Origin of the sequence: Pseudomonas sp. NFR02 (assembly GCF_900119375.1) — a bacterium.
Classification (GTDB): Bacteria; Pseudomonadota; Gammaproteobacteria; order Pseudomonadales; family Pseudomonadaceae; genus Aquipseudomonas; species Aquipseudomonas paracarnis.
The window spans coordinates 1,064,173-1,084,853 of sequence record NZ_FPJJ01000001.1 but is presented as its reverse complement, the minus strand read 5'-3'; the positions used below and the strand labels follow the sequence as shown (position 1 = coordinate 1,084,853).

21 protein-coding genes are annotated in these 20,681 nt (G+C 59.7%); 6 read left to right on the top strand and 15 right to left on the bottom strand.

All coding sequences use genetic code 11. From position 1 onward, the window contains the following. Positions 1-128: 128 nt before the first annotated feature. The gene (locus BT199_RS05130; protein ID WP_019817194.1) at positions 129-578 is read right to left on the bottom strand and encodes a hypothetical protein; all 450 of its coding nucleotides are present in this window, start codon (positions 576-578) and stop codon (positions 129-131) included. A gap of 395 nt (positions 579-973) precedes the next feature. On the opposite strand from BT199_RS05130, the gene BT199_RS05125 reads away from it, so the two are divergent. The 3 genes from BT199_RS05125 (at position 974) to BT199_RS05115 (ending at position 1,902) form a co-directional block, all read left to right on the top strand. After that, positions 974-1,249: a hypothetical protein gene (locus BT199_RS05125; RefSeq protein ID WP_072434055.1), complete on the top strand. Its 276-nt coding sequence runs from the start codon at positions 974-976 to the stop codon at positions 1,247-1,249. Between the two features lie 110 nt (positions 1,250-1,359). Beyond that, entirely contained in the window at positions 1,360-1,590 is a 231-nt protein-coding gene (locus BT199_RS05120) for a hypothetical protein (protein WP_014718762.1), read from the top strand. 69 nt (positions 1,591-1,659) lie between these two features. Beyond that, positions 1,660-1,902 (top strand): DUF2789 domain-containing protein, encoded by a 243-nt coding sequence (locus tag BT199_RS05115; protein ID WP_072434054.1) that lies wholly within the window; start codon positions 1,660-1,662, stop codon positions 1,900-1,902. A 1-nt stretch (position 1,903) separates the two neighbouring features. On the opposite strand, the gene BT199_RS05110 is transcribed toward BT199_RS05115, so the two are convergent. The 13 genes from BT199_RS05110 to iolC form a co-directional block, all read right to left on the bottom strand. Continuing rightward, positions 1,904-2,107: a hypothetical protein gene (locus BT199_RS05110; RefSeq protein ID WP_014718764.1), complete on the bottom strand. Its 204-nt coding sequence runs from the start codon at positions 2,105-2,107 to the stop codon at positions 1,904-1,906. Between the two features lie 158 nt (positions 2,108-2,265). Then, on the bottom strand, positions 2,266-2,670 hold the full coding sequence (locus tag BT199_RS05105) for a TraR/DksA family transcriptional regulator (protein WP_003191666.1): 405 nt from the start codon (positions 2,668-2,670) through the stop codon (positions 2,266-2,268). Between the two features lie 407 nt (positions 2,671-3,077). After that, positions 3,078-4,100, bottom strand: a complete 1,023-nt coding sequence (locus BT199_RS05100) for an ABC transporter permease (protein ID WP_003191668.1) — start codon at positions 4,098-4,100, stop codon at positions 3,078-3,080. A 26-nt stretch (positions 4,101-4,126) separates the two neighbouring features. Beyond that, positions 4,127-5,680 (bottom strand): sugar ABC transporter ATP-binding protein, encoded by a 1,554-nt coding sequence (locus tag BT199_RS05095; RefSeq protein ID WP_072434053.1) that lies wholly within the window; start codon positions 5,678-5,680, stop codon positions 4,127-4,129. 65 nt (positions 5,681-5,745) lie between these two features. After that, a complete protein-coding gene (locus BT199_RS05090) occupies positions 5,746-6,681 on the bottom strand; it encodes a sugar ABC transporter substrate-binding protein (RefSeq protein ID WP_014718766.1) in 936 nt (311 codons plus the stop codon). 49 nt (positions 6,682-6,730) lie between these two features. Next, entirely contained in the window at positions 6,731-6,907 is a 177-nt protein-coding gene (locus BT199_RS27195; protein ID WP_175556194.1) for a hypothetical protein, read from the bottom strand. A 126-nt stretch (positions 6,908-7,033) separates the two neighbouring features. Next, the gene (locus BT199_RS05085) at positions 7,034-8,062 is read right to left on the bottom strand and encodes a Gfo/Idh/MocA family protein (protein WP_072434052.1); all 1,029 of its coding nucleotides are present in this window, start codon (positions 8,060-8,062) and stop codon (positions 7,034-7,036) included. Positions 8,063-8,216: 154 nt separating this feature from the next. Beyond that, complete coding sequence (locus BT199_RS05080; RefSeq protein ID WP_019817191.1) at positions 8,217-9,227, bottom strand: bifunctional inositol 2-dehydrogenase/D-chiro-inositol 1-dehydrogenase; 1,011 nt, start codon at positions 9,225-9,227, stop codon at positions 8,217-8,219. Positions 9,228-9,246: 19 nt separating this feature from the next. Next, a complete protein-coding gene (gene iolD, locus BT199_RS05075) occupies positions 9,247-11,178 on the bottom strand; it encodes a 3D-(3,5/4)-trihydroxycyclohexane-1,2-dione acylhydrolase (decyclizing) (RefSeq protein ID WP_072434051.1) in 1,932 nt (643 codons plus the stop codon). A gap of 149 nt (positions 11,179-11,327) precedes the next feature. Further along, positions 11,328-12,149: a TIM barrel protein gene (locus BT199_RS05070; RefSeq protein ID WP_014718770.1), complete on the bottom strand. Its 822-nt coding sequence runs from the start codon at positions 12,147-12,149 to the stop codon at positions 11,328-11,330. 23 nt (positions 12,150-12,172) lie between these two features. Next, positions 12,173-12,961 (bottom strand): 5-deoxy-glucuronate isomerase, encoded by a 789-nt coding sequence (iolB, locus tag BT199_RS05065; protein WP_014718771.1) that lies wholly within the window; start codon positions 12,959-12,961, stop codon positions 12,173-12,175. Positions 12,962-12,964: 3 nt separating this feature from the next. Next, complete coding sequence (iolE, locus tag BT199_RS05060) at positions 12,965-13,852, bottom strand: myo-inosose-2 dehydratase (RefSeq protein WP_019817189.1); 888 nt, start codon at positions 13,850-13,852, stop codon at positions 12,965-12,967. Positions 13,853-14,000: 148 nt separating this feature from the next. Next, positions 14,001-15,938 carry a bifunctional 5-dehydro-2-deoxygluconokinase/5-dehydro-2-deoxyphosphogluconate aldolase gene (gene iolC / locus BT199_RS05055; RefSeq protein WP_072434050.1) on the bottom strand — a complete coding sequence of 646 codons (1,938 nt, stop codon included), beginning with the start codon at positions 15,936-15,938 and terminating at the stop codon, positions 14,001-14,003. 284 nt (positions 15,939-16,222) lie between these two features. On the opposite strand from iolC, the gene BT199_RS05050 reads away from it, so the two are divergent. Beyond that, on the top strand, positions 16,223-17,131 hold the full coding sequence (locus tag BT199_RS05050; protein WP_072434049.1) for a MurR/RpiR family transcriptional regulator: 909 nt from the start codon (positions 16,223-16,225) through the stop codon (positions 17,129-17,131). Between the two features lie 214 nt (positions 17,132-17,345). Here BT199_RS05050 and BT199_RS05045 read toward each other — a convergent pair whose 3' ends face one another. Beyond that, positions 17,346-18,251 (bottom strand): hypothetical protein, encoded by a 906-nt coding sequence (locus BT199_RS05045; protein ID WP_014718774.1) that lies wholly within the window; start codon positions 18,249-18,251, stop codon positions 17,346-17,348. Positions 18,252-18,626: 375 nt separating this feature from the next. On the opposite strand from BT199_RS05045, the gene BT199_RS05040 reads away from it, so the two are divergent. Together BT199_RS05040 and BT199_RS05035 are read left to right on the top strand one after the other, a co-directional pair. After that, a complete protein-coding gene (locus tag BT199_RS05040) occupies positions 18,627-19,310 on the top strand; it encodes a response regulator transcription factor (protein ID WP_003191687.1) in 684 nt (227 codons plus the stop codon). Further along, entirely contained in the window at positions 19,288-20,679 is a 1,392-nt protein-coding gene (locus tag BT199_RS05035) for a sensor histidine kinase (RefSeq protein ID WP_014718775.1), read from the top strand. The genes BT199_RS05040 and BT199_RS05035 overlap by 23 nt, the downstream gene beginning before the upstream one ends. The last annotated feature ends 2 nt before the right edge of the window (positions 20,680-20,681 follow it).

Sequence of the window (20,681 nt, the reverse complement as noted above, 5' to 3'; positions counted from 1 at the left end):
TTTGCACCTCGCGTTTTCGCAGTCATGGCGAACGGCTTTGCTGCAAATGCGCGAAGCCTCTGAATAGTTAAGTCAACTCAACTGTAGTAGAGGTTCCAAAAGACAAAGAGGCACAACATGTTCAGCGCCTACTCGCTGGCCTTGAAGGTCACCAGCTCACCCTTGCGCCATTTGGCGGCTTTGCCCGTCACGGCTTTCAGGGTTTTGGTCAACCCTTCTTGCAATTGATCGTGGGCAGCGAATACCAGCATCACGCTGTGGCCTTCCTTGAACACGATACCCTGGCCTTCGTTCGACGACACAAAGGCATAGTCGCCGATGCCGTACACAGTCAACTTGATATCGCGAAACCTCAATTCGAACTTTCCACCTTCACGGCTGGGCAACACCGCCGCGCGAAAATGGTCACCCACTTTGAGTTCCAGACGTGGCTTGTCATCCACGACCAGCGCCGTTTCGGTATCGATTTCGGCGATATAAATACCTTCCGGCGTCTGTTCAGTGACGTAGACAAACCGGGATTGAAACTGCTTGACCAACTTAGCGCGCAAATCACCCAGCACGAATAACGCGTGCATATCCAGATTACTGACTGCCAAGGAAACGCCCCCACATCAAAAAAAGCACTGTCGACAAAGCGAGCAGCACAAAAAAATGGCCGTTACGACACGATCACAGCGTCATTAAAAAACTGAAGAGAACTCGTAAGGCTAGTACAGACATCTGCGGATGACCTCATACAAGGTTATCCGGTGGTACAGCAAATCACAGGTTCAACGACCCGAGAATACAGGTCGACCAACTTCAGAGAATAACCCGATTAAAAATGCAGTTTTCCGACACCCAACACAAAAAAAAGCAGGGCATGGAACCAGTCGCGAACTGCCGACGACAATACTAAAACAGTGACCGGGGTCAAAACCACCGGTAACGCTAACCACAGGCCAATAAGATCGATCGACAGGAGCTGAGCATGCAACGACGTCAACACGACGCTACGTCTTTCCACACTCGTTCATCATGTCCAGACGAACGCCAATCCTACTGCCTGCTTAACCTTGATGGGTACTCGAATTCAGTTCTGTACCAAGTTGTACCGGCAGGAAAGAACTTTTTTCACATTCTTGAAGTGCCCAGTGGCAGGATCAAGGGTTTTCGCAGCGATCACAACAAGGCCTGCGAACTGGCCAAGATCCTCGAAGCCAAGCTGCACGCTCGTTGCGGTGGCGTCGTTTCGTCACCTGGCTGACTTTACTGCGCCACCGCCCCTCAACAACTGCCATACTCGCCCGTCCATTGAAGTTTGCCCCCTGCGGGTCAGGTTTCATCAGCGCAGTTACCTTGAAGGGAAGGCTATACGTGACGGAATTTGATATTGGCGAATTTATTATCCACGGCGATGCGAGAGAAGTAGACGGTGAGTTTCAAGCGGTCATCATCATGCGAGCCAAACCACCGCTGAACAAGGTCACCGCGCACCAAGTGGAAAAAGACCGCTGGTTCAAAACCGCCGACGCAGCAGCCGTCGCTGGCAAAGAGGCGGCCAAGGCACTGAAAGCCGCCGTGGATTGCGGCGCGCTCAATTCCTGACAATCCGATAGAACTCTGGCGTCCCCCAAGCCCTCACATGCATGACGATAAACCCGCTTGGAGAACGTTATGGACACCACGACCCCAACCCTTGAAACCCTGTTCGAACAACTGGGCCTGGATTCCAGCCAGGAAGCCATCGAACGTTTCACCGCCGAACATCGCCTGCCCGATGAGGTAAAACTCATCGACGCGCCATTCTGGAGCGAACAGCAGGCGAACTTCCTCAGGGAACAATTGCACGTCGACGCAGAGTGGGCGCCCGCAGTGGATGACCTCAATGCGCTGCTGCATGAACGTCCCCACGTTTGATTCAATGCAGGCTGTCTGACTCTTCACTGCGTAACAGCGCTTGCCAGGCAGCCTGGCATTCCTGCGCCTCGTCCCGGCTGGCGAACGCGGTGCCGCGTTGCTCACCGTTGAGCAACACCACCCAGCAGGCGCGCTGGCCCAGGGCACGAAGGGTTTCAGGCACGCCACTGCCGATCATCACGGCCACATCGACTTTGTTTTGCATGGAGCTTCTCCGCAGCATTAGTTAGCTGGCTAACAATGTTGGCCATGCTACGGTTTTATTCCAGTTGGAAAAAGCTATCTGCGGAATAGCTTCATTGCATAAACAGCAACAATGTAGAGACGGGGACGGCCAGCTCGAGTGCCGCCCCATTCATCAGATCAAGCTTGACGCTGGTGCTTGTCGATCTGCTCGTGGCGCTCTTGCGCTTCGATGCAGTACTTGGTGGTGGGGCTGATCAGCAGGCGCTTGAGGCCGATAGGCTCGCCGCTGTCGTCACACCAGCCAAAGGAATCTTCCTTGATGCGTTCCAGGGCACGCTCAAGTTGCGGCAGCATGCGCTGGTCGCGGTCAATGGCGTTCACCAGCCAGGTGCGCTCTTCTTCGACAGAAGCCGCGTCAGCCGGGTCGGCCGGGGTGTCCAGGCTTTCAATGGCGATACGGTTCTGCTCAATGCGCTCGTGGTGTTCCACCTTCATGTCTTGCAGCAACTTCTCGAAAAAAGCGTGCTGTTCGGCATTCATGTAGTCATCCGCCGGCATGGCCAGCAACTTTTCCTTTGTCATTGATTTCTCTATAAAAAATACGTGCATTAAGGCGAATAAGGGAGCGTTCCGCAAGGCCTGTGCAGGTCTCGGAAGGGCGCCGTCCATTTCAAGCGCCACCCGGCACTCAATTTACGAGGGGCGGCAGTCTAAGGCCGACTTGAGGGCGCAGCAACTGAAAAGACAGGCATTTTTTCCCGATTAACCCCCAAAGGCACCAGGACGGGCTTGGCGAATGGTCATCGGAGTGCGTTTATAGCAAGAAATTCAGTGTTGTGGAGCTATATAGAAGACAAACGGTTGAAAGTGCCTCATCCCCTGTAGGAGCGAGCTTGCTCGCAAAGAACTCAAGGACACCGCGTTCAGTCAGAAAGCCCGCGTTATCTTTGCAGCTTTTGCGAGCAAGCTCGCTCCTACAGGGCAGGAACTCAGCGCTTGAGCTTGCGCTTGTTGCGGTATTGGTCGATCACCACCGCCACCACAATGATCAGGCCCTTGATGATGTCCTGGATATACGCATCCACCCCGACAAAGGTAAACCCGCTGGCCATCACCCCGAGGATCAACGCGCCGATCACCGTGCCGGTGATGCGCCCTACTCCACCGGCCAGGCTGGTACCGCCGATCACTGCGGCGGCAATCGCGTCCAGCTCGTAGGACATGCCCATGCCGGCTTGCCCCGTCGCTGCACGTGCCGAGGCAACCACACCGGCCAGGCCCGCCAGGAGACCGGCGATGCTATAGACGATGATCAAGTGACGCTTGACGTTGATCCCCGAAGTGCGCGCCGCTTGCATGTTGCCGCCGATGGCATAGGTGTACTTGCCGTACTTGGTGTAACGCAGGGCAATGTGGAAGATCACCGCCACCACCAGGAAGATAATCACCGGCATCGCGCCATGGCCGATCGCCGTGTAGGAGTCCGAGAGCATGCTCACCGGCTGACCTTCGGTGTAATAGCGCGCCAGGCCACGGGCCGAGACCATCATGCCCAGGGTTGCGATAAACGGCGGAATGCCGGTGACCGCAATAATGCTGCCGTTGATCGCGCCCGCTAAAAGCCCCACGCCCAAGCCCATCGCCACCGGGATCCACACCGGCAAATCGGTGAGGGACGGAAACACCGCCCGGGAAAAGTCGGAGGTCTGCGCCAGGCTGGCGGCGATCATCGCTGACAAGGCCAGCACCGAGCCGGACGACAAATCGATGCCCGTGGTAATGATCACCTGGGTCACACCGATGGCCAGCAGGCCGATGATCGACACCTGCAGGATCATCAGCACCAGACGCTGGGAGTTCATTAGAAAGCTCTGGTCGCGCACGATCCAGCCAAACAGTTCAAACACCAGGCCGATACCGATCAGCACCAGGAAGATACTCAGCTCGGTGGGCATGCGTCGACGGTTCTTGACCGGTGCGGTTGCCGGCTTGTTGTCTGTTATTGCGTTCATAACCCATCACCTTCTTATTCTGTAGATCAGTGGACTGCGGTCATCCCGGAAGCCAACTGCATGACTTTTTCCTGGGTCGCCTCGGCGCGATCCAGGGTGCCCATCAGTTCACCTTCGTGCATTACCATCACCCGGTCGCTCATGCCGAGCACTTCGGGCAGTTCGGAAGAAATCATGATCACCGCCATGCCCTCGCTGGCGAGGAAGGCGATCAAGCGATAGATCTCAGCCTTGGCGCCCACATCGATACCACGCGTCGGCTCATCGAGGATCAGCAAGCGTGGGTTGGTCATCAGCCAGCGCGCCAGCAAGGCCTTTTGCTGGTTGCCACCGGACAAGGTGTCGATGCATTGCTCCAGGGACGGGGTTTTCACCCGCAGCTTCTTGCACATGTCTTCACACAGGGCACGCAAGGCCTTCTGCTGGATAAAACCGTTACCCGAATAGTGCGGCAGCACCGCCATCTCCATGTTCTCCAGCACCGACAAGCACGGGAACAGGCCGCTGAGCTTGCGGTCCTCGGTCAACAGCGCAAAGCCTTTCTCAATGGCCATATGCGGGTCGGTAATGCGCACCGCCTTGCCGTCCAGGGTGATTTGCCCGCTGGAACTTGGAGTGATACCAAAAATGGTTTCCGCCACATTGGTGCGCCCGGAGCCCATCAGCCCGGCGATCCCGAGGATCTCCCCGGCGTGCAGGTCGAACGATACGTCCTTGAATACACCGTCCAGGCTCAGGTCGCGCACCGACAGTAACAGCTCGCCAATAGGCGTTTCGCGCACCGGGAACAGCTGGCTCAATTCACGCCCGACCATCATCGAGATGAGGCTGTCGCTGTTCAGGCTGTCGGCCCGTTGCAAGCCGATGTATTGGCCGTCGCGGAACACCGCCACTTCATCGGCGATGGCGAACACTTCGTTCATCTTGTGGGTGATATAGACGATGCCTTTGCCCTGGGACTTGAGGTCGGCAATGATCGAAAACAGGTGGGCCACTTCCTTATCGGTAATGGCCGAGGTGGGTTCATCCATGATCAGGATGTCGGAGTCGTAGGACACTGCCTTGGCAATCTCGACCATCTGCCGTTCGGCAATGCTCAGGTTGCCGACCTGTTCTTCCGGGTCGAGGTTGATGCGCAGGCGCGCCAGCAACTCGGCGGTGCAACGGTGCATTTCGCGGTGGTTGACCATGTGCAGGCTGTTGAGCTGTTCGCGGCCGATCCAGATGTTCTCGGCGATGCTCATATGGGGCATCAGGTTGAGTTCCTGGTGGATCATCGCGATCCCGGCCTTTTGCGCGGCCAGCGGCGTTTCAAAGGTGATCGGCTTGCCACGCAGGCGAATCTCGCCGGCGTCGGGCTGGTAGATGCCGGCAATGATCTTCATCAACGTCGACTTACCCGCGCCGTTCTCGCCCATCAACGCCAGCACCGTGCCGGGGCGCACCCGCAGTTGCACATCGTCCAGGGCCACGACACCGGGAAAGCCTTTGCTGATGTTGAGGATTTCCAGCAGGTAGGGTTCGTCCAGCGCCAGCGCCGGTTGAGCGGCGGGCTGCGACGTGGCGGCTTGAGCAAGCATAGGGAGGTACTCCATCTGCAGGACGGCCGTAACCGCCCTGCCGGCTTATTGTTGTGGTGTCAGGGCTACTTGAAGTCTTTGACGTTGTCCGGGGTGATCAACTGGAACGGGATCACCACGTTCTGCTCGACCGGCTCGTTCTTGGCCATCTTGCGCGCCGCCTCTACCGAACCCACCGCCTGGCCTTTGGCATCCTGAAACGCCGACACGGTCATGTCGCCTTTGGTGATCGCGTTCAAGCCATCGGGCGTGCCGTCGACACCGGCAATCAACACGCTGCCTTTTTCCTTGCCGGCCGATCTCAGGGCCATGGACGCACCGATCGCCATCTCATCGTTGTTGGCCAGCACCGCATTGAACTCCCGGCCCTGGGTCAGCCAGTCGTTGACCAGGGTCATGCCCCTGTCACGCAACCAAATGCCGGTTTGCTCCTGCTCGATCTTGATGTCCGGGTACTTGGCCAGCACTTCCTTCACGCCCTTGGTGCGATTGGTGGTGGAGTTGTTCGCCAGGTCGCCCAAAAGAATCACGATCTTGCCCTTGCCGCCGAGCTTTTCGGCGATGTACTGCATTTGCAGGCGGCCGGCCTCGACGTCATCGGAGGTCACGGCCACCACGTCCTTGGGCAAGTCTTTCTGGTCAGGACGGCGGTTGACGAACACCAGCGGGATACCCGCCTTGGTGGCGGCACTGATGATGTTCTTGGTCGACGCGGTATCGACCGGGTTGACGATAATCGCGTCGACCTTCTGGCTGATGAAGTTCTCGACCTGGCTCAACTGCTTGACCACATCGGCGCGGGCATCTTCGAACTGCAGTTGCACGCCATCGCCTTTTGGATAGGACTTGGCTTGCTTGTCCATGTCCTCGCGCAGGTAAGTGAGGAAGGTGTCATCGAACGCGGACATCGTCACGCCCACCTTGAGGTCGGCGGCGCCGGCAACGCCACTGGCCAGCAGCATGGACAGGGCCAGGGCGGTAAAACGGATCGGGGTCTTCATGAACGGTCTGTCTCCACTTTCTTGTTGGTTTTTTTCGACGTTGCGTTGATCAGGACTCGGCTGTCAGTCGCACCACCGGCGCGCCAGGAATGCAGCACACCAGCGCGCCCTGGTTTTCGACGCACAGCACATTCAGGAAGGAGAAGTAGAACGGCCGGGCGCGGGGCAGTCCGCGTGGCGCTTGGAGGGAGCGTAAAACTCGCAGTACAGCGTTGAAGATTTTCATCTGACGGTACCTGGTTGTTTTTGATCTTGTTTTTGTTGAGTCGCCCGTAGGTTCCGGGACGTACTTTATGCAACCTGGAAAAGACTGTATTAGAAAATAATTTCCATATCAACTTGTTTTAGAATTTTATTCTATTTTTGTCGAGACCACCTGCTGGCGCTCAGCGCTCAACCGTGCGGCATCCAATATACGGGTGGTTTCCAGGGCGTCATAGGCGTTGACCGGCAGCGGCCCCTGCCCCACCACGGCCGCTTGCAACTGCCGATAGAATTGGGGCCAGCAGCCCTTCTCCGACGGCACCCGCTCACGCTCCGACCCTTGTTCGAACCAGCCCCAGCGTCGGTGCTCCTCAGCGCCCCAGTGGTCACCTTCGGTTTTCGGCGACTTGCCGGCCAGCAGCACTTCTTCTTGGCCGTCCAGGCCGTCGACGGTGTAGCAACCCAGGCTGCCACTGACGCGAAATCGCGGCGCCTGGCTGTTCTGCAACGCGTTGCCCCACAGGTGCGATATCACGCCATTGGCATGAGTGAGGGAGACAAAGAAGCCGTGGTCCACGGTGGGATGTTCTGGTGTGTAGTGCAATTGGGCGAACACCCGCTCCACCGGTCCGAACAGTTGCAACGCCTGGTCCACCAGATGGCTGCCCAGGTCGCGCAGCCATCCTCCACCGCTGGCATTGCCCACAGCTTGCGGGCTGTAGCGCTCCACGCGGGATTCAAAGCGGGTGATGGTGCCCAAGGCGCCAGCGTCGATCAGTTTGCGCAGGGTCAGGTAATCCGAATCCCAGCGCCGATTCTGATAAACACTGAGCAACGAGCCCTGACGCTCGGCAGCGGTAATCAGGGCCTGGGCTTGTTCGGCGTTGGCGGCAAAGGGCTTGTCGCTGACCACCGCCACCCCGTGCTCGATGGCTTCCAGCACCAAGGCCGGGCGACCTTTGAGGGTGGTGGAAATCACCAGGGCATCGACGCCGGCTTCGACGATCTGGCCGATGGAGTCAAAGGCTTTGACACCTGGAAGATCAGTACTCAATTGCTGGCGACGTTCGGGTGAACGCGTCACCACGCCGACAAAGGTGGCGCCAGGCAGGGTGGCGATCAGCGGCGCATGAAAAAAGCGCCCACCGTGGCCGTAGCCCACTAGTCCGATTCGCATGCTCAACTCCTTATAGGAAGTGCAAATCCATTCCAAATGTGGGAGCGGGCTTGCTCGCGAATGCGGTGTATCAGATATAAATGCCTTAGCTGATACACCGCATTCGCGAGCAAGCCCGCTCCCACACAGACTGCATTCCAATGTTGGATAGTGGTTAGCCGTAGAAGTGTGGGCGATCTGGCAGGCTGACTTTCACAATCTGCCCACTGCCCTGGGCTTCAATACACGCATCTGCCGCCACCGCCGCCGCAAACCCATCCCAGGCCGACGGCCCGCCGACCTGCCCGGCCAGCACGCTGTCGATAAATGCCTGCAACTCCACGTCATAGGCACCGATAAACCTATCCTTCCAATCCATCAGGATCGCGTTGGACAGCTTCGCGTCGCTGCGCAGTTGCACCTGAGATGGCTCCGGCAACTTGGCGATACCGCTCTCCCCCACCACCTCACACTGGATGTCGTAGCCGTATTGGCAGTTCACAAACACTTCCACGTCGATACGCGTGCCTTTGGCAGTTTCCAGCAGCACGATCTGTGGGTCGCGCAGGTGCGCCAACGCCTTGCTGGTCTTGCGCGGGAACACCACCTGCACGGACACGTAGTCGTCGTTGAGCAGCCAACGCAGCACGTCCAGCTCATGGATCAGGGTATCGGTGATCGCCATGCCGGTGTTGTAGTTCTCGCCCACCGTGGGGTTACGGTGCGCGCAGTGCAGCATTAACGGCTCGCCAATCTGGCCGCTGTCGATCACCGCCTTGAGGGCGCGGTAGCCTTGATCATAAGGGCGCATGAAGCCCACCTGGACCAGACGCTTACCGTGTGCCACTTCGGCCTCGACAATGTTGCGGCAGCCCTCGGCCGTCACCGCCAGGGGTTTCTCACAGAACACCGGTTTGCCGGCGGCGATGGCGGCCAGTACGAACTCTTCGTGGCTGGGGCCCCACGAGGTCACGAGGATCGCTTCGACCTCCGGCGAATTGATCAACGCATGGCCGTCCGGGTACACCTCGGCGTCCAGCTTTAAATCCGCCACCACCTGGGCCGCCTGCTCAAGGTTGATGTCGGTGACGGCCACCACCTGGCTGTTGAGCAAGGCCTGGCTGCAACGACGAATATGGTCCCGGCCAATGGCGCCCGTACCAATCACTCCAAGTTTCAAAGACATGCAAACACTCCTCTTGTTGTTAGTACTGCCGGGCCTTGGCCAGGTGTTCATTGAGTTTTTTTGCCGCTGCATTCGTGCGTTCACTGGTGGACACTTGCGCCACACCCACCCGCCACCACGACAGGTAGCCGTGGATCATGGTCTTGGGCAGCACCTTGATATCGATCAGGGTCGAGACGGTTTGCGTGCGCGCATCGGCCAGGGCCGCTTCCAGCTGCTCTACCGTGCTGACCTTGTAGGTCTTGCAGCCATAGGCCGCCGCGCTCATGGCGAAATCCACCGGCACTAGGCCGCCGTCGAGCTTGCCGCTCTCGGGGTTACGAAAGCGGAACTCCGTACCGAAGCTGTCCATGCCGTTGCCGATCTGCAGGTTGTTGATGCAACCGAACGCCATGTTGTCCAACAGCACCACGTTGATCTTGCGGCGCTCCTGGATCGAGGTGGCCAGCTCCGAGTGCAGCATCATGTAGGAGCCATCGCCAACCAGGGCGTACACCTCCTTGCTTGGCTCGGCCAGCTTCACGCCCAGGGCAGCGTTGATCTCGTAGCCCATGCATGAATAGCCATATTCGACGTGGTAGGTGTTGACGCCCTTGCTGCGCCAGGCACGCTGCAAATCGCCGGGCAGGCTGCCGGCGGCAGCCACGATGATTGCGTCATCGGCCAGGCGTGCATTGAGCACGCCGAGCACCGCGCTTTGGGTCAGGCACGAACCGGTCAGCTCGATGAATTCCCGCAGGACGGCACGGTCCAGGTGGTCGTCGACTTCGGGGACAAACTCATCGCCCTGGTAGTGCACCTGATGCACGCGGTCCACTTCGGCGTCGAGTTGCGCCTTCGCGTCAGCGACCTGTCCGCCCCAGCCCGAACGGTAATCGCCCAGGGCATCGGCCAGTGCTTCAAGCGCAACTTTCGCATCGGCCAGCACTTGCACACCGTCCAGCTTCAACGCATCGCAGGGGCTGATATTGAGGTTGAGAAACTTCACCTCGGGGTGCTTGAACAGCGATTTTGACGAGGTGGTGAAGTCGGTATAACGAGTGCCGATGCCAATAATCAGGTCGGCCTCAGGCGCCAGCAGGTTAGCCGCCAGGCAGCCGGTTTCGCCGATGCCGCCGACGTTCAACGGATGGCTGGAAACCACGACGCTCTTGCCCGCCTGAGTTTCCGCGAAAGGAATATCGAAACGCTCGGCAAAGGCTTGCAGTGCCTGGTTGGCGCCGGAGTACTTGACCCCGCCGCCGCAAATGATCAGCGGCTTGCGCTTGCCGCGAAACGCAGCCAGCGCGTCACCGATCATGGCGCTGGTGGCCGGGCGTCGGTCGATGCGGTGCACGCGTTTTTGCAGGAAATAGTCGGGGTAGTCCCAGGCTTCGGCTTGTACATCCTGGGGCAAGGCCAGGGTCACTGCGCCGGTTTCAGCCGGGTCGGTCAGCACGCGCATGGCATGGATCGCCGCGGTCATCAGTTGCTCCGGGCGGTTGATGCGGTCCCAGTATTTGCTTACGGAGCGGAAGGCGTCGTTGGTACTGATGCTCAGGTCGTGGAATTGCTCGATCTGCTGCAACACCGGGTCGGGCTGACGGCTGGCATAGACATCGCCGGGCAACAACAGCAACGGGATGCGGTTGGCGGTGGCAGTCGCCGCGGCGGTGAGCATATTGGCCGCGCCCGGCCCGACCGAGGCCGTGCACGCATAGATCTGGCGGCGCAGGTGCTGCTTGGCGAACCCGATGGCGGCGTGGGCCATGCCTTGCTCATTGCGGCCCTGATGCACCACCAAGTCGCCGCTGTCCTGCTCCAGGGCCTGACCGAGGCCCAACACATTGCCATGCCCGAAAATAGTGAAGACCCCGGCGACAAACTTGCTCTGTACGCCGTCGACTTCGATGTATTGGTTGTCCAGGAACTTCACCAGGGCCTGGGCCATGGTCAATCTTGTTGTGGTCATCACTTGCACCTTGTGTGACTGCAATTGAAGTGTTCAACACCGATCCACTGTGGGAGCTGGCTTGCCTACGATAGCGGTCTATCAGTTGCACATGTATTGCCTGACACACTGCTATCGCAGGCAAGCCAGCTCCCATATTTTTGATCGCGTTATGGCAAGGGCTTTTGCAAATACGCCATGCTGCTGCCCAATGCCTGCCGGATATCCGCCAACCCATGCACGCTTTCGGCAAACGGCTCAAACGACAAATAGCCGCTGTAGCCAGTGCTGAGCAAGGTGTCGATCTGCGCCGCATTCCCGAGGATATCGTCCTCGCCCACCAGCACGCGGTGGCCGTCGCGGATCGAGTCGAGCGGCGCCTCGCGGTCTTCCACCCCGGAGATATGCACCAGCCCGGTCAGCTCCGGGAAGAACTCATGCTCGCCGGCCAGGTGATGGTGAAAGGTGTCGTGCACCACACGAAACACATCCAGGCCACCGATGGCCTTGATGGCATCCACTGCCACGCGCTTGCGGCGCAGGGCGGATACGGTGAAGCCCAGAGGCTCGATGAAACCCAGAATCCCGTACTCGCGCAGGATCAACGCCAGCTCGCTCAACGCCGTGCGCAAACCGGCGGCGCGCTGCGCGTCGTTGCGCGTATCACCAGGCTGATTGAACGGGCACATCACCAGGCCCTGGGCCCCGCACTCACGGGCGTAGGTGGCCAGTTCGATTGCCTGGGCACGGCGTTCGTCGTTCCACACATCAAAGGGGTACAGCGCGTTGATCGACAACACCTTGATGCCCTGCGCGGCGCACAACTCACGCACGCGGCTGGCGGACATGCCGTATTCGATCTCGCGGTTCTTGAGGTCGTTGCGGATCTCGATGGCATCGCACTGAAGGGCTTTGGCCAACTGGATAAAATCCGCCAGGGGCAAATCAGGCGCGACCATACGGTTAAGGGCAAAACGTAGCGGCGACTTCATTGTTGTTCTCCGTCCAAAACCGTTTATAGGTCCAGCAGCCAACTGTGCTGCGGGTCGTTATGGAAATGCCATGCACGCTTGGGGCCGGCCATCACGTTCAGGTAATAAGACTCGTAGCCATACGGCACACTGACCGGGTGATACCCCTTGGGCACCACCACCAGGTCGCTGTTTTCCACGGCCATGGCCTGGTCGATGCTGCGATCATCCGTGTACACACGCTGGAACACGAAGCCCTGAGGCGGATTGACCTGGTGGTAGTAGGTCTCTTCCAGAAAGCTCTGGTGCGGCAGGTCGTCGGTGTCGTGCTTGTGCGGCGGGTAGCTGGAGGAATGCCCCGACGGCGTGCGCACTTCCACCACCAGCAGCGAATGAGCCGGCTCGCTGTCGGGCAGGATGTCGCACACGTAACGGGTATTGGCGCCTTTGCCGCGCACACTGCGCTTGCACTGCTCGGGGCGGATCAAGCGCGGGGCAAAACCCGTAGCACCCGGCGCTGCGCAGACGGCAATCTGCACATCGTTCAGGGCCGTGACTCGGGCGTCAGTGCCCGGCGGCAAATAGGCGGCGAACGGTGACTTGTCTTCGAACACCGACTGGCGATCCCCCAGGTTCTGCCAATTGAAGCCCTCGCCTTCAATATTCACCCGACCGCTGAGCAGCACCAGGCACAGTTCCTGATCGCCCGCACTGACCGGCAGGGTTTCGCCCAGGCTCAGGCGGTAGGCGGCAAAGCCCACGTATTCCAGGCGCCCGGCTTCCAGCGCCACCATGGTTTGCCCGCGTTTGCTGCTTTTGACCAACAAGCTCATCACTCAAGTCCTCTGGTTGAGAAGCGCACGCAGGGTGTCGTAACCCTTCTTGGCGTAGATATAGCTGGGCGCCACGGCCGGGTCCTGCTCGGCTTCCACCACCAGCCAGCCCTTGTAGTTCGCCGCGAGCAACACATCCAGCAACGGTGCGAAGTCGATATCACCATCGCCGGGCACGGTAAAAGTGCCGTTGACGATGCAGTCCGGGAAGCTCCACATCTGGTTACGCGCCAGTTGCACCACGGGTTTGCGTACATCCTTGAAATGCACATGGCATACGCGGTCGATATGCTTGCGCAGCACCTCGATGGGTTCGCCGCCGCCCATGTAGCAGTGGCCCGAATCGAACAGCAAGCCGACTTCCGGGCCCGTGCGTTTCATCAACTGGTCGATGTCCTCGGGGGATTCGACGTACGCGCCCATATGGTGGTGATAGGCCAGGCGCACGCCCTGGGACAGGGTGAAACGCGCCAGCTCGGTAAGCTTGTCGGCGTAAGCCTGCCAGGCCTGTTCACTGTGAAAACGCGGGCGCTCGATCAGGCGGATGCGCGAGCCCTGGATCGAGTCAGCCACTTCGCCGTATACCAGTACCGAGGCGCCGTTGTGTTTGAGTAGTTCGACATGGGCGGCAATCGCCTCGATTTCTTCAGCCACCGAACGGTGGGCCAGACGGCTGGAGTACCAACCGGACACCAGCGCCAGGTCATAAGGACGCAGCACGTCAGCGACGCCCTTGGCATCCTTGGGGAATTTGCCGTTGAGTTCAAAACCTTCGTAGCCGATGTCCTTGCCTTCGCTCAGGGCCGTGCTCAGCGGGGTCTCACCGCCGAGGGCCGGGAGGTCGTCGTTGCTCCAGGAGATCGGGTTGATGCCAATTCGGATTGCGGGCATGGCTGCACCTTTTGTTTTTATCTTCAGAATTCACTGGGATCTGCTTTGTGTGGGAGCTGGCTTGCCTGCGATAGCAGTGTGTCAGGCAGTACATTTGCAACGGATAGATTGCTATCGCAGGCAAGCCAGCTCCCACATTTGATCGTATTTACTGTCGGGCGCTGAGCCAGGCATTGATGAGCTGTTCGAAGGTCGCCTGCACCTGCTGGATCAGCGTTTCATCATCAATCTCCCCCGCCATCCACGCCCGGCTCGGCTCGTGGAAGATCGTGCGGCCCACGGCAAACCCACGGCAGGTGCTGCTCTGGCTGGCTTGCTTGAAGCCATCGGCGAGAAACTCGGGGGAAGCATTCAGGCCCAGCAACACCACGCCACGGCAGTAGGGGTCGCGTTCCTGGATCAGTTCGTCGAGCTTTTTCCAGTCTTCGGCCGATTGGGTTTCGATCTTCCACCAGGCCGGGTAAATGCCAAGGTTGTACAGGCGTTTAAGGCTGCGGTAGAGCACGTCCGGGTAGGTGGACGGGTGATCCTTGGGTGGGATGACTTCCAGCAGCAGTTCGTGGCCACTGACCAGCGACGCCTCGTACACCGCCTTGAGTTGCGCTTCCTGTTCCAGGCGCAGCATCGGCTCGTCATCGGGGTGAAACTGCACCAGGCACTTGATGATGTGTTCCTGGGGCCAGGCAATCAGGTTGCTGCCGATCGAACGCCCGTGCTCGAACGCCAGGGGCCGCGAGTTCTGCACTTCCACCGGGCGAGCGATCCACCAGCCGCGACCGCTGGCGGCGTTGAGTGCATCCTGGCCAAAGCGTTGGTCGGCTAGCAGGCCCACATCCGCCTCGACGCCCTGCTCGCTGAGTTTGCGCTCCACGCGTTCGATGGCCTGGATAAACAACTGCTTGATGTCGCTGATACGCTCAGGGGCCTGGCCGCCTTTTTGCGCCAACTCCACCAATTGCCAGCGGTGGTCGAAGGCAAAGACGAACAGTTGCTTCCAGGCCTTGCGCGGCACCGTGACACGGTGCAGGCGTTGCAGGGTCACGTCCTGGTCCGGCCGGGTGATGGGCACGGGGCTGTTGAACAGGTAATCGAGTTCGGCGGGGGTCGGCATCGCTGGCGCACAGGCGTGGCGCGATACCACCAGGCCGCCACAGGCATTGGCCAACTGGCTGCAACGCTCATCGCTGGCGTCATTGATCCAGCCGCTGAGAAAGCCCGACATAAAAGCATCGCCTGCGCCCAGCACGTTGAGCACTTCAACCCGCACGCCAGGATAGATGGCCCCGTCTTCCAGGCGCGCCGGGATTGCGCCGTGGATCACCGTGCAGCCCTGGGGGCCGAGCTTGACCACCAGGGTGGCCGGGGTCAGTTCACGCACGGTGCGCAGGGCGGTGAGCAGGTCTTCACCGCCGCCGGCAATCAGGAATTCCTCTTCGGTGCCGACGATCAGGTCGAAACGCGGCAGGATCTTCTGCACATGCAGGCTGACATTCTGGTCGGCGACGAAACGGGTTTCGCCATCGGCCTTGCCGGCCAGGCCCCACAACACGGGGCGGTAGTCGATGTCCAGCACGCGCTTGACGTTGTGCCTGGCCGCGTAATCCAGGGCCTGGAGGCTGGCCTTGTACACGCCGTCGGTGGAGAAATGCGTACCGGTGATCAACAACGCTTTGCTGGAGGCGATAAAGGCTTCGCTGATGTCTTCGGCGCGCAGGGCCATGTCGGCGCAGTTTTCGCGGTAGAACACCAGGGGGAAGGTTTCGCGGTCCTTGAGGCCCAGCAGGACCAGGGCGGTGAGGCGCTCAGGGTCGACCTTGATGCCACTGACATCACAGCCTTCGCGGGCCAGGGATTCCACCAGGAAACGGCCCATGTGGTCATCGCCGACCCGGCTCAGCATCGCCGACTTCAGCCCCAGCCTGGCCGTGCCGAAAGCAATGTTGGCGGAAGATCCGCCCAGATACTTGGCGAAGCTGGACACATCCTCAAGCCGCGCACCGACTTGCTGCGCATAGAGATCGACGCCCAGGCGCCCGAGGCAAATCAGATCCAATTGACGCCCACTGGCAAAACGAGTCTGGCCCATGCTGGCTCCTGTTATTTTTATCAGCCTGCGCTGTGCCGCCGTGGCGACGGCAAACGCTCTTTGTGGGAGCAGACTAGAACGTCCGGTGGCAGCAATCAATATTTATTCCATAATTATTTTTAGTGGAATATTTTTTCCAATACCTCAGGCTAGCGGCACGCCAGCGCCCATGCATCGTTTCAGCAGGCCACGCGGGCCGTGATGCCGGGGTATTTTTTTGCGCCTACCCTGTAGACTTGCGCCACCTATCAGCGCATCAGACGAACACGCCAGAAGGATTGCCCATGTCCCGCACCGATCCCGAGACCACCCTGGAAGAAACTGTCGCCAGCCCTCCGATCAATGCCGAACGCCTGTTGCAGCTGATCACCGACGAATACGAGAGCCTGCCGCGCCAGCTCAAGCGTATCGCCAGCTACATGAGCCAGCAGAGCGACCGGATCATGGTCGACCGCATCAGCGACATCGCCCGGGAATGCGAAGTGCACCCCTCGGCCATTGTGCGGTTTTCCCAGCGCTTCGGCTTCAGCGGGTTCAGTGAGATGCAGGCGCTGTTTCGCGAGGCGTATACCCACAAGACCACGCCGGTACAGAACTACCAGCAGCGCATCCGCAGCATGATCGCCAACAAGTCCCAGAAGGCCAGTGGCGGCGACCTGGCGCGCGAGTGCGTCAACGCCACCCTCTCGGGCATCGAACGCTTGGGGCTGGAGTTGGACGATGCGGTCTTCGAGAAAGCCGTGGACCTGGTGGTCAATGCCGACAACATCTACGTGGTCGGCGTGCGCCGCTCCTTTGCGGTGGCCGACTACCTGGTCTACAACCTGCAGCACACAAACAAGCGCATCCACCTGATCTCGGGGCTAGGCGGCAGTTATCGCGAGCAGATGCGCAGCGTGCGCGCCAATGACCTGGTGATAGCCATCAGCTTCACGCCCTACGGCAAAGAGACCCAGCACTGCCTGCGCATCGCACAGCATCACCAGGCCAAGACCCTGATCATCACCGACAGCAACCTGTCGCCCCTGGCCAAGCGCGCGAATGCGGTGCTGTTGGTCAATGAAGGCTCCTCGTTTGCTTTCCGCTCGCTGAGCGCCACGCTGTGCCTGTGCCAGGCGTTGTTCATTGCGGTGGCGTATCGGTTGGAATTGAAGGTGGATGAAATTCATGAGCAGGTCGGGTTCGACGACTGACGGGGCTTGCCCTACCCCTGCCCCTGTAGGAGCGAGCTTGCTCGCGAAAAACGCAAGAACGCCGCGGCCATTTTGAATGAGCGCGGCGCCTAGCAGTTCTTCGCGAGCAAGCTCGCTCCTACAATTAGTGCATGAAAATCGCGATCAGGATGATCACCGGAATCGGCACGCCGAGGAACCACAGCAGTAATGAGCGCATCATGTTCTCCTTGAATTAACGAACGTAGTTTTCGGTTTCGACATACACCACGGCATCCCGGCGGCGACCGCCAAAGGTAGCGGCGAAGCTGGCGAAGAACGCACCGATGAGCAAGGCCACGAAGGTCCACAGGGATGTGTAGGCCGCTACTTTCGCTGCGGTTTCAGCAGCTTGCTTGGCTTTGAGCTTGGCGTCTTCGACGGCTTTGCGCGCATCGCCATACACCTTGTCGATACGGGCTTCGGCATCGGCCTGGCTCAGGTTGGTGCGCTGGCTGATCAGTTGGGCCAGGTAGGCGCGATCTTCCGCTGCCAGTTGGCCGTCGTTGCTCAACGTACGCGTCAGGATACGACCGACCACGGCGTGGGCTGCATCATCGCTGACCGCCGCTGGGCGATCATCGCGAAACAGGCTGTCGACGTAGTAACCGAAGTCACCACTGTCGGCACCCTTTGCCGCGCTGCCCGCAGCTTGGGTGAGGCCGCTGGCGGCACCCGATGCCACGCTGGCGCCAGCTTTCACGCCGCCGCTGACCACACTGCTGACCGAACCGACCACCAACATCGCCGTGATCAATGTGGCCACTGCCCACGCCAGGAAGCCATGGGCGGTGTCGCGAAAGTACACCTCGTCGCCGTGCATATTGGCCCACTTCACCCGCAAACGACCGGCGATATAGCCGCCCAGGCCAGAAGCGACAATCTGGGTGAACGCCAGCCAGACAATCGTGGAAATGCCAAGGCCCTTGGCGCTGATACCGCTGTCAGCCCAAGGCGACACCGCCGAAAAGCCCAGGCCGAAGCCCAGCAACACCAGGATCAATGACAAGGCGGCCGCCGCAGCAGCACCGGCGAAAATCGCCCCCCAGGAAACCCCGGAGAGCGTGCTTGACTCTTGCAGCGTGGATGAGGATGTGATCATTGTTGTTTTGCTCCAGGCACGAAAAATGATGTTACAAGTCTCAAAACGGACAGTGCAGGCAGCGTGCCAGCTGCGATTAAAATTAAATTCCTTTAATTTCAATGATTTATTTAAATTGAACTTAGCCAGATCATGCAGGTTGCAATAAACGGCGATATTAGGCGGGCGTAATGCACTCCCCTGTGGGAGCTGGCTTGCCTGCAATAGCGGCATGGCAGCCAACGAATATGCCAGCAGGTAAGCCGCCATCGCAGGCAAGCCAGCTCCCACAGTGCGATGTCGGCTTTAAGAAGATGAAGTTTTATTTAGGAAACATTCAGCAACTTCTTGGCAAAATGTCGCCACTTCTAGTGTGAACGCTCACCAGGTAATCCTATGACCCGCATTTTGACCATCGAGGATGACGCCGTAACGGCCCGCGAGATTGTCGCCGAGCTGAGTAGCCATGGACTGGACGTAGATTGGGTGGACAACGGCCGCGAGGGCCTGGTCCGTGCCGTGAGTGGTGATTACGACCTGATCACCCTTGACCGCATGCTGCCCGAACTGGATGGCCTGGCCATCGTCACCACGTTACGCACTATTGGAGTGTCTACGCCGATCCTGATGATCAGCGCCCTCTCCGATGTCGACGAGCGCGTGCGCGGCCTGCGTGCCGGCGGCGACGATTACCTGACCAAGCCGTTCGCCTCGGATGAAATGGCCGCCCGTGTCGAAGTGCTGCTGCGGCGTAAAAGTACGGTCCAGGAATTCGAAACCGCCCTGCGCGTGGCCGACCTGGAACTGAACCTGATCAGCCGCGAAGCCAGCCGCGCCGATCAACCGCTGACGCTGCTGCCCACTGAATACAAACTGCTTGAATTCCTGATGCGCAACACCGGGCAGATCCTGTCGCGGATGATGATTTTCGAGGAAGTCTGGGGCTATCACTTCGACCCCGGCACCAACCTGATCGACGTGCACATCGGCCGTCTGCGCAAGAAAATCGACCCACCGGGCCTCACGCCGCTGATCCGCACGGTACGAGGCTCGGGTTATGTCATTGCTGAACCCCTCTAAAGGCTGGCGCTCTTCCAGCAGCCGCTTGCTGGCGCTGTACAGTTCGTTGTTCGTGGCGTGGAGTTGCATCCTCATGGGGGTGCTGTACTACGAGGTCTCAGGCTACCTCAGCGACTTGTCGCGCCATTCCCTGTTGCAGCGCCAGCATCTTTTCCAGCGTTTCGACGGCGAAGAGCTGGTGGAAGCGCTGACCACCAGCATGACCTTCGACATGAAGGGCGTGGACGCCTATGGCCTGTTCGATGAGCAATTTCGCCCCTTGAGCGGGCCGATCCGCGCCGTGCCACCCGACTTGCCGCTGGATGGCAAGATCTACGCCCTGACCAATTGCGTGCAATCCGATGATCCCAAGCTGCCCAAGGACAGCTGCGACGCCGTGGCCACCCACACCGAAGACGGCCGCTGGCTGGTGTTGGTGCGCGCCAACGGCTCGTTGTTCGGGGTAACGCGGATTATCTGGCACGCCCTACTGTGGGCGCTGTCCTTGACCATCATCCCCGGCGCTGCCGGCTGGCACCTGCTGCGCCGTCGCCCGCTGCGGCGTATTCGCGGGATCCAGGCCAGCGCCGAGGCCATTGTCGCCGGCGACCTCACGCACCGGTTGCCGCTGTCCAACCGGCGCGACGAGCTGGACATGCTTGCCGCCATCGTCAATGCCATGCTCGACCGCATCGAAAAACTGATGAACGAGGTCAAGGGCGTGTGCGACAACATCGCCCACGACCTGCGCACCCCGCTCACCCGCTTGCGCGCCCAGCTTTACCGCATCAAGCAACAAGCCGAGGAAGACTCGGCCCACGCGGTAAAGCTCGATGACGCCATCGCCGAGACCGATACGCTGATGGCACGTTTTCGCGGGCTGCTGCGCATCTCGGAACTGGAAGACCACCAGCGCCGCTCGGGCTTCCTGGTGCTGGACCCGCTGCCGTTGCTGCGCGAGCTGCATGACTTCTATCTGCCCCTGGCCGAAGAAGGCGAACTGGAGCTGGTGTTACAAGCGCCTGATTCACTGCCGTGGATTACCGGTGACCGTGCGCTGCTATTCGAAGCCCTGGCCAACCTGCTGAGTAACTCGATCAAGTTCACCCCGCCCAAGGGCAAGGTGATCCTGCGAGCAGTCAACGACCTGGGCAGTACGCGCATCGAAGTGCTCGACTCCGGGCCAGGCATTCCGGCTGCCGAGCGCGCGTCGGTGTTCCAGCGTTTCTATCGGGTCGATGAGAGTGATCAGCAAGGCGGCTTTGGGCTGGGCCTGTCGATTGTGGCGGCGATCATCAACTTGCATGGGTTCAAGCTGGAGGTCGGCACCAGTGAGTTGGGCGGCGCCCGCCTGGTGCTGGAATGCCGCCAGCAACTGATGCCGGAATAAGC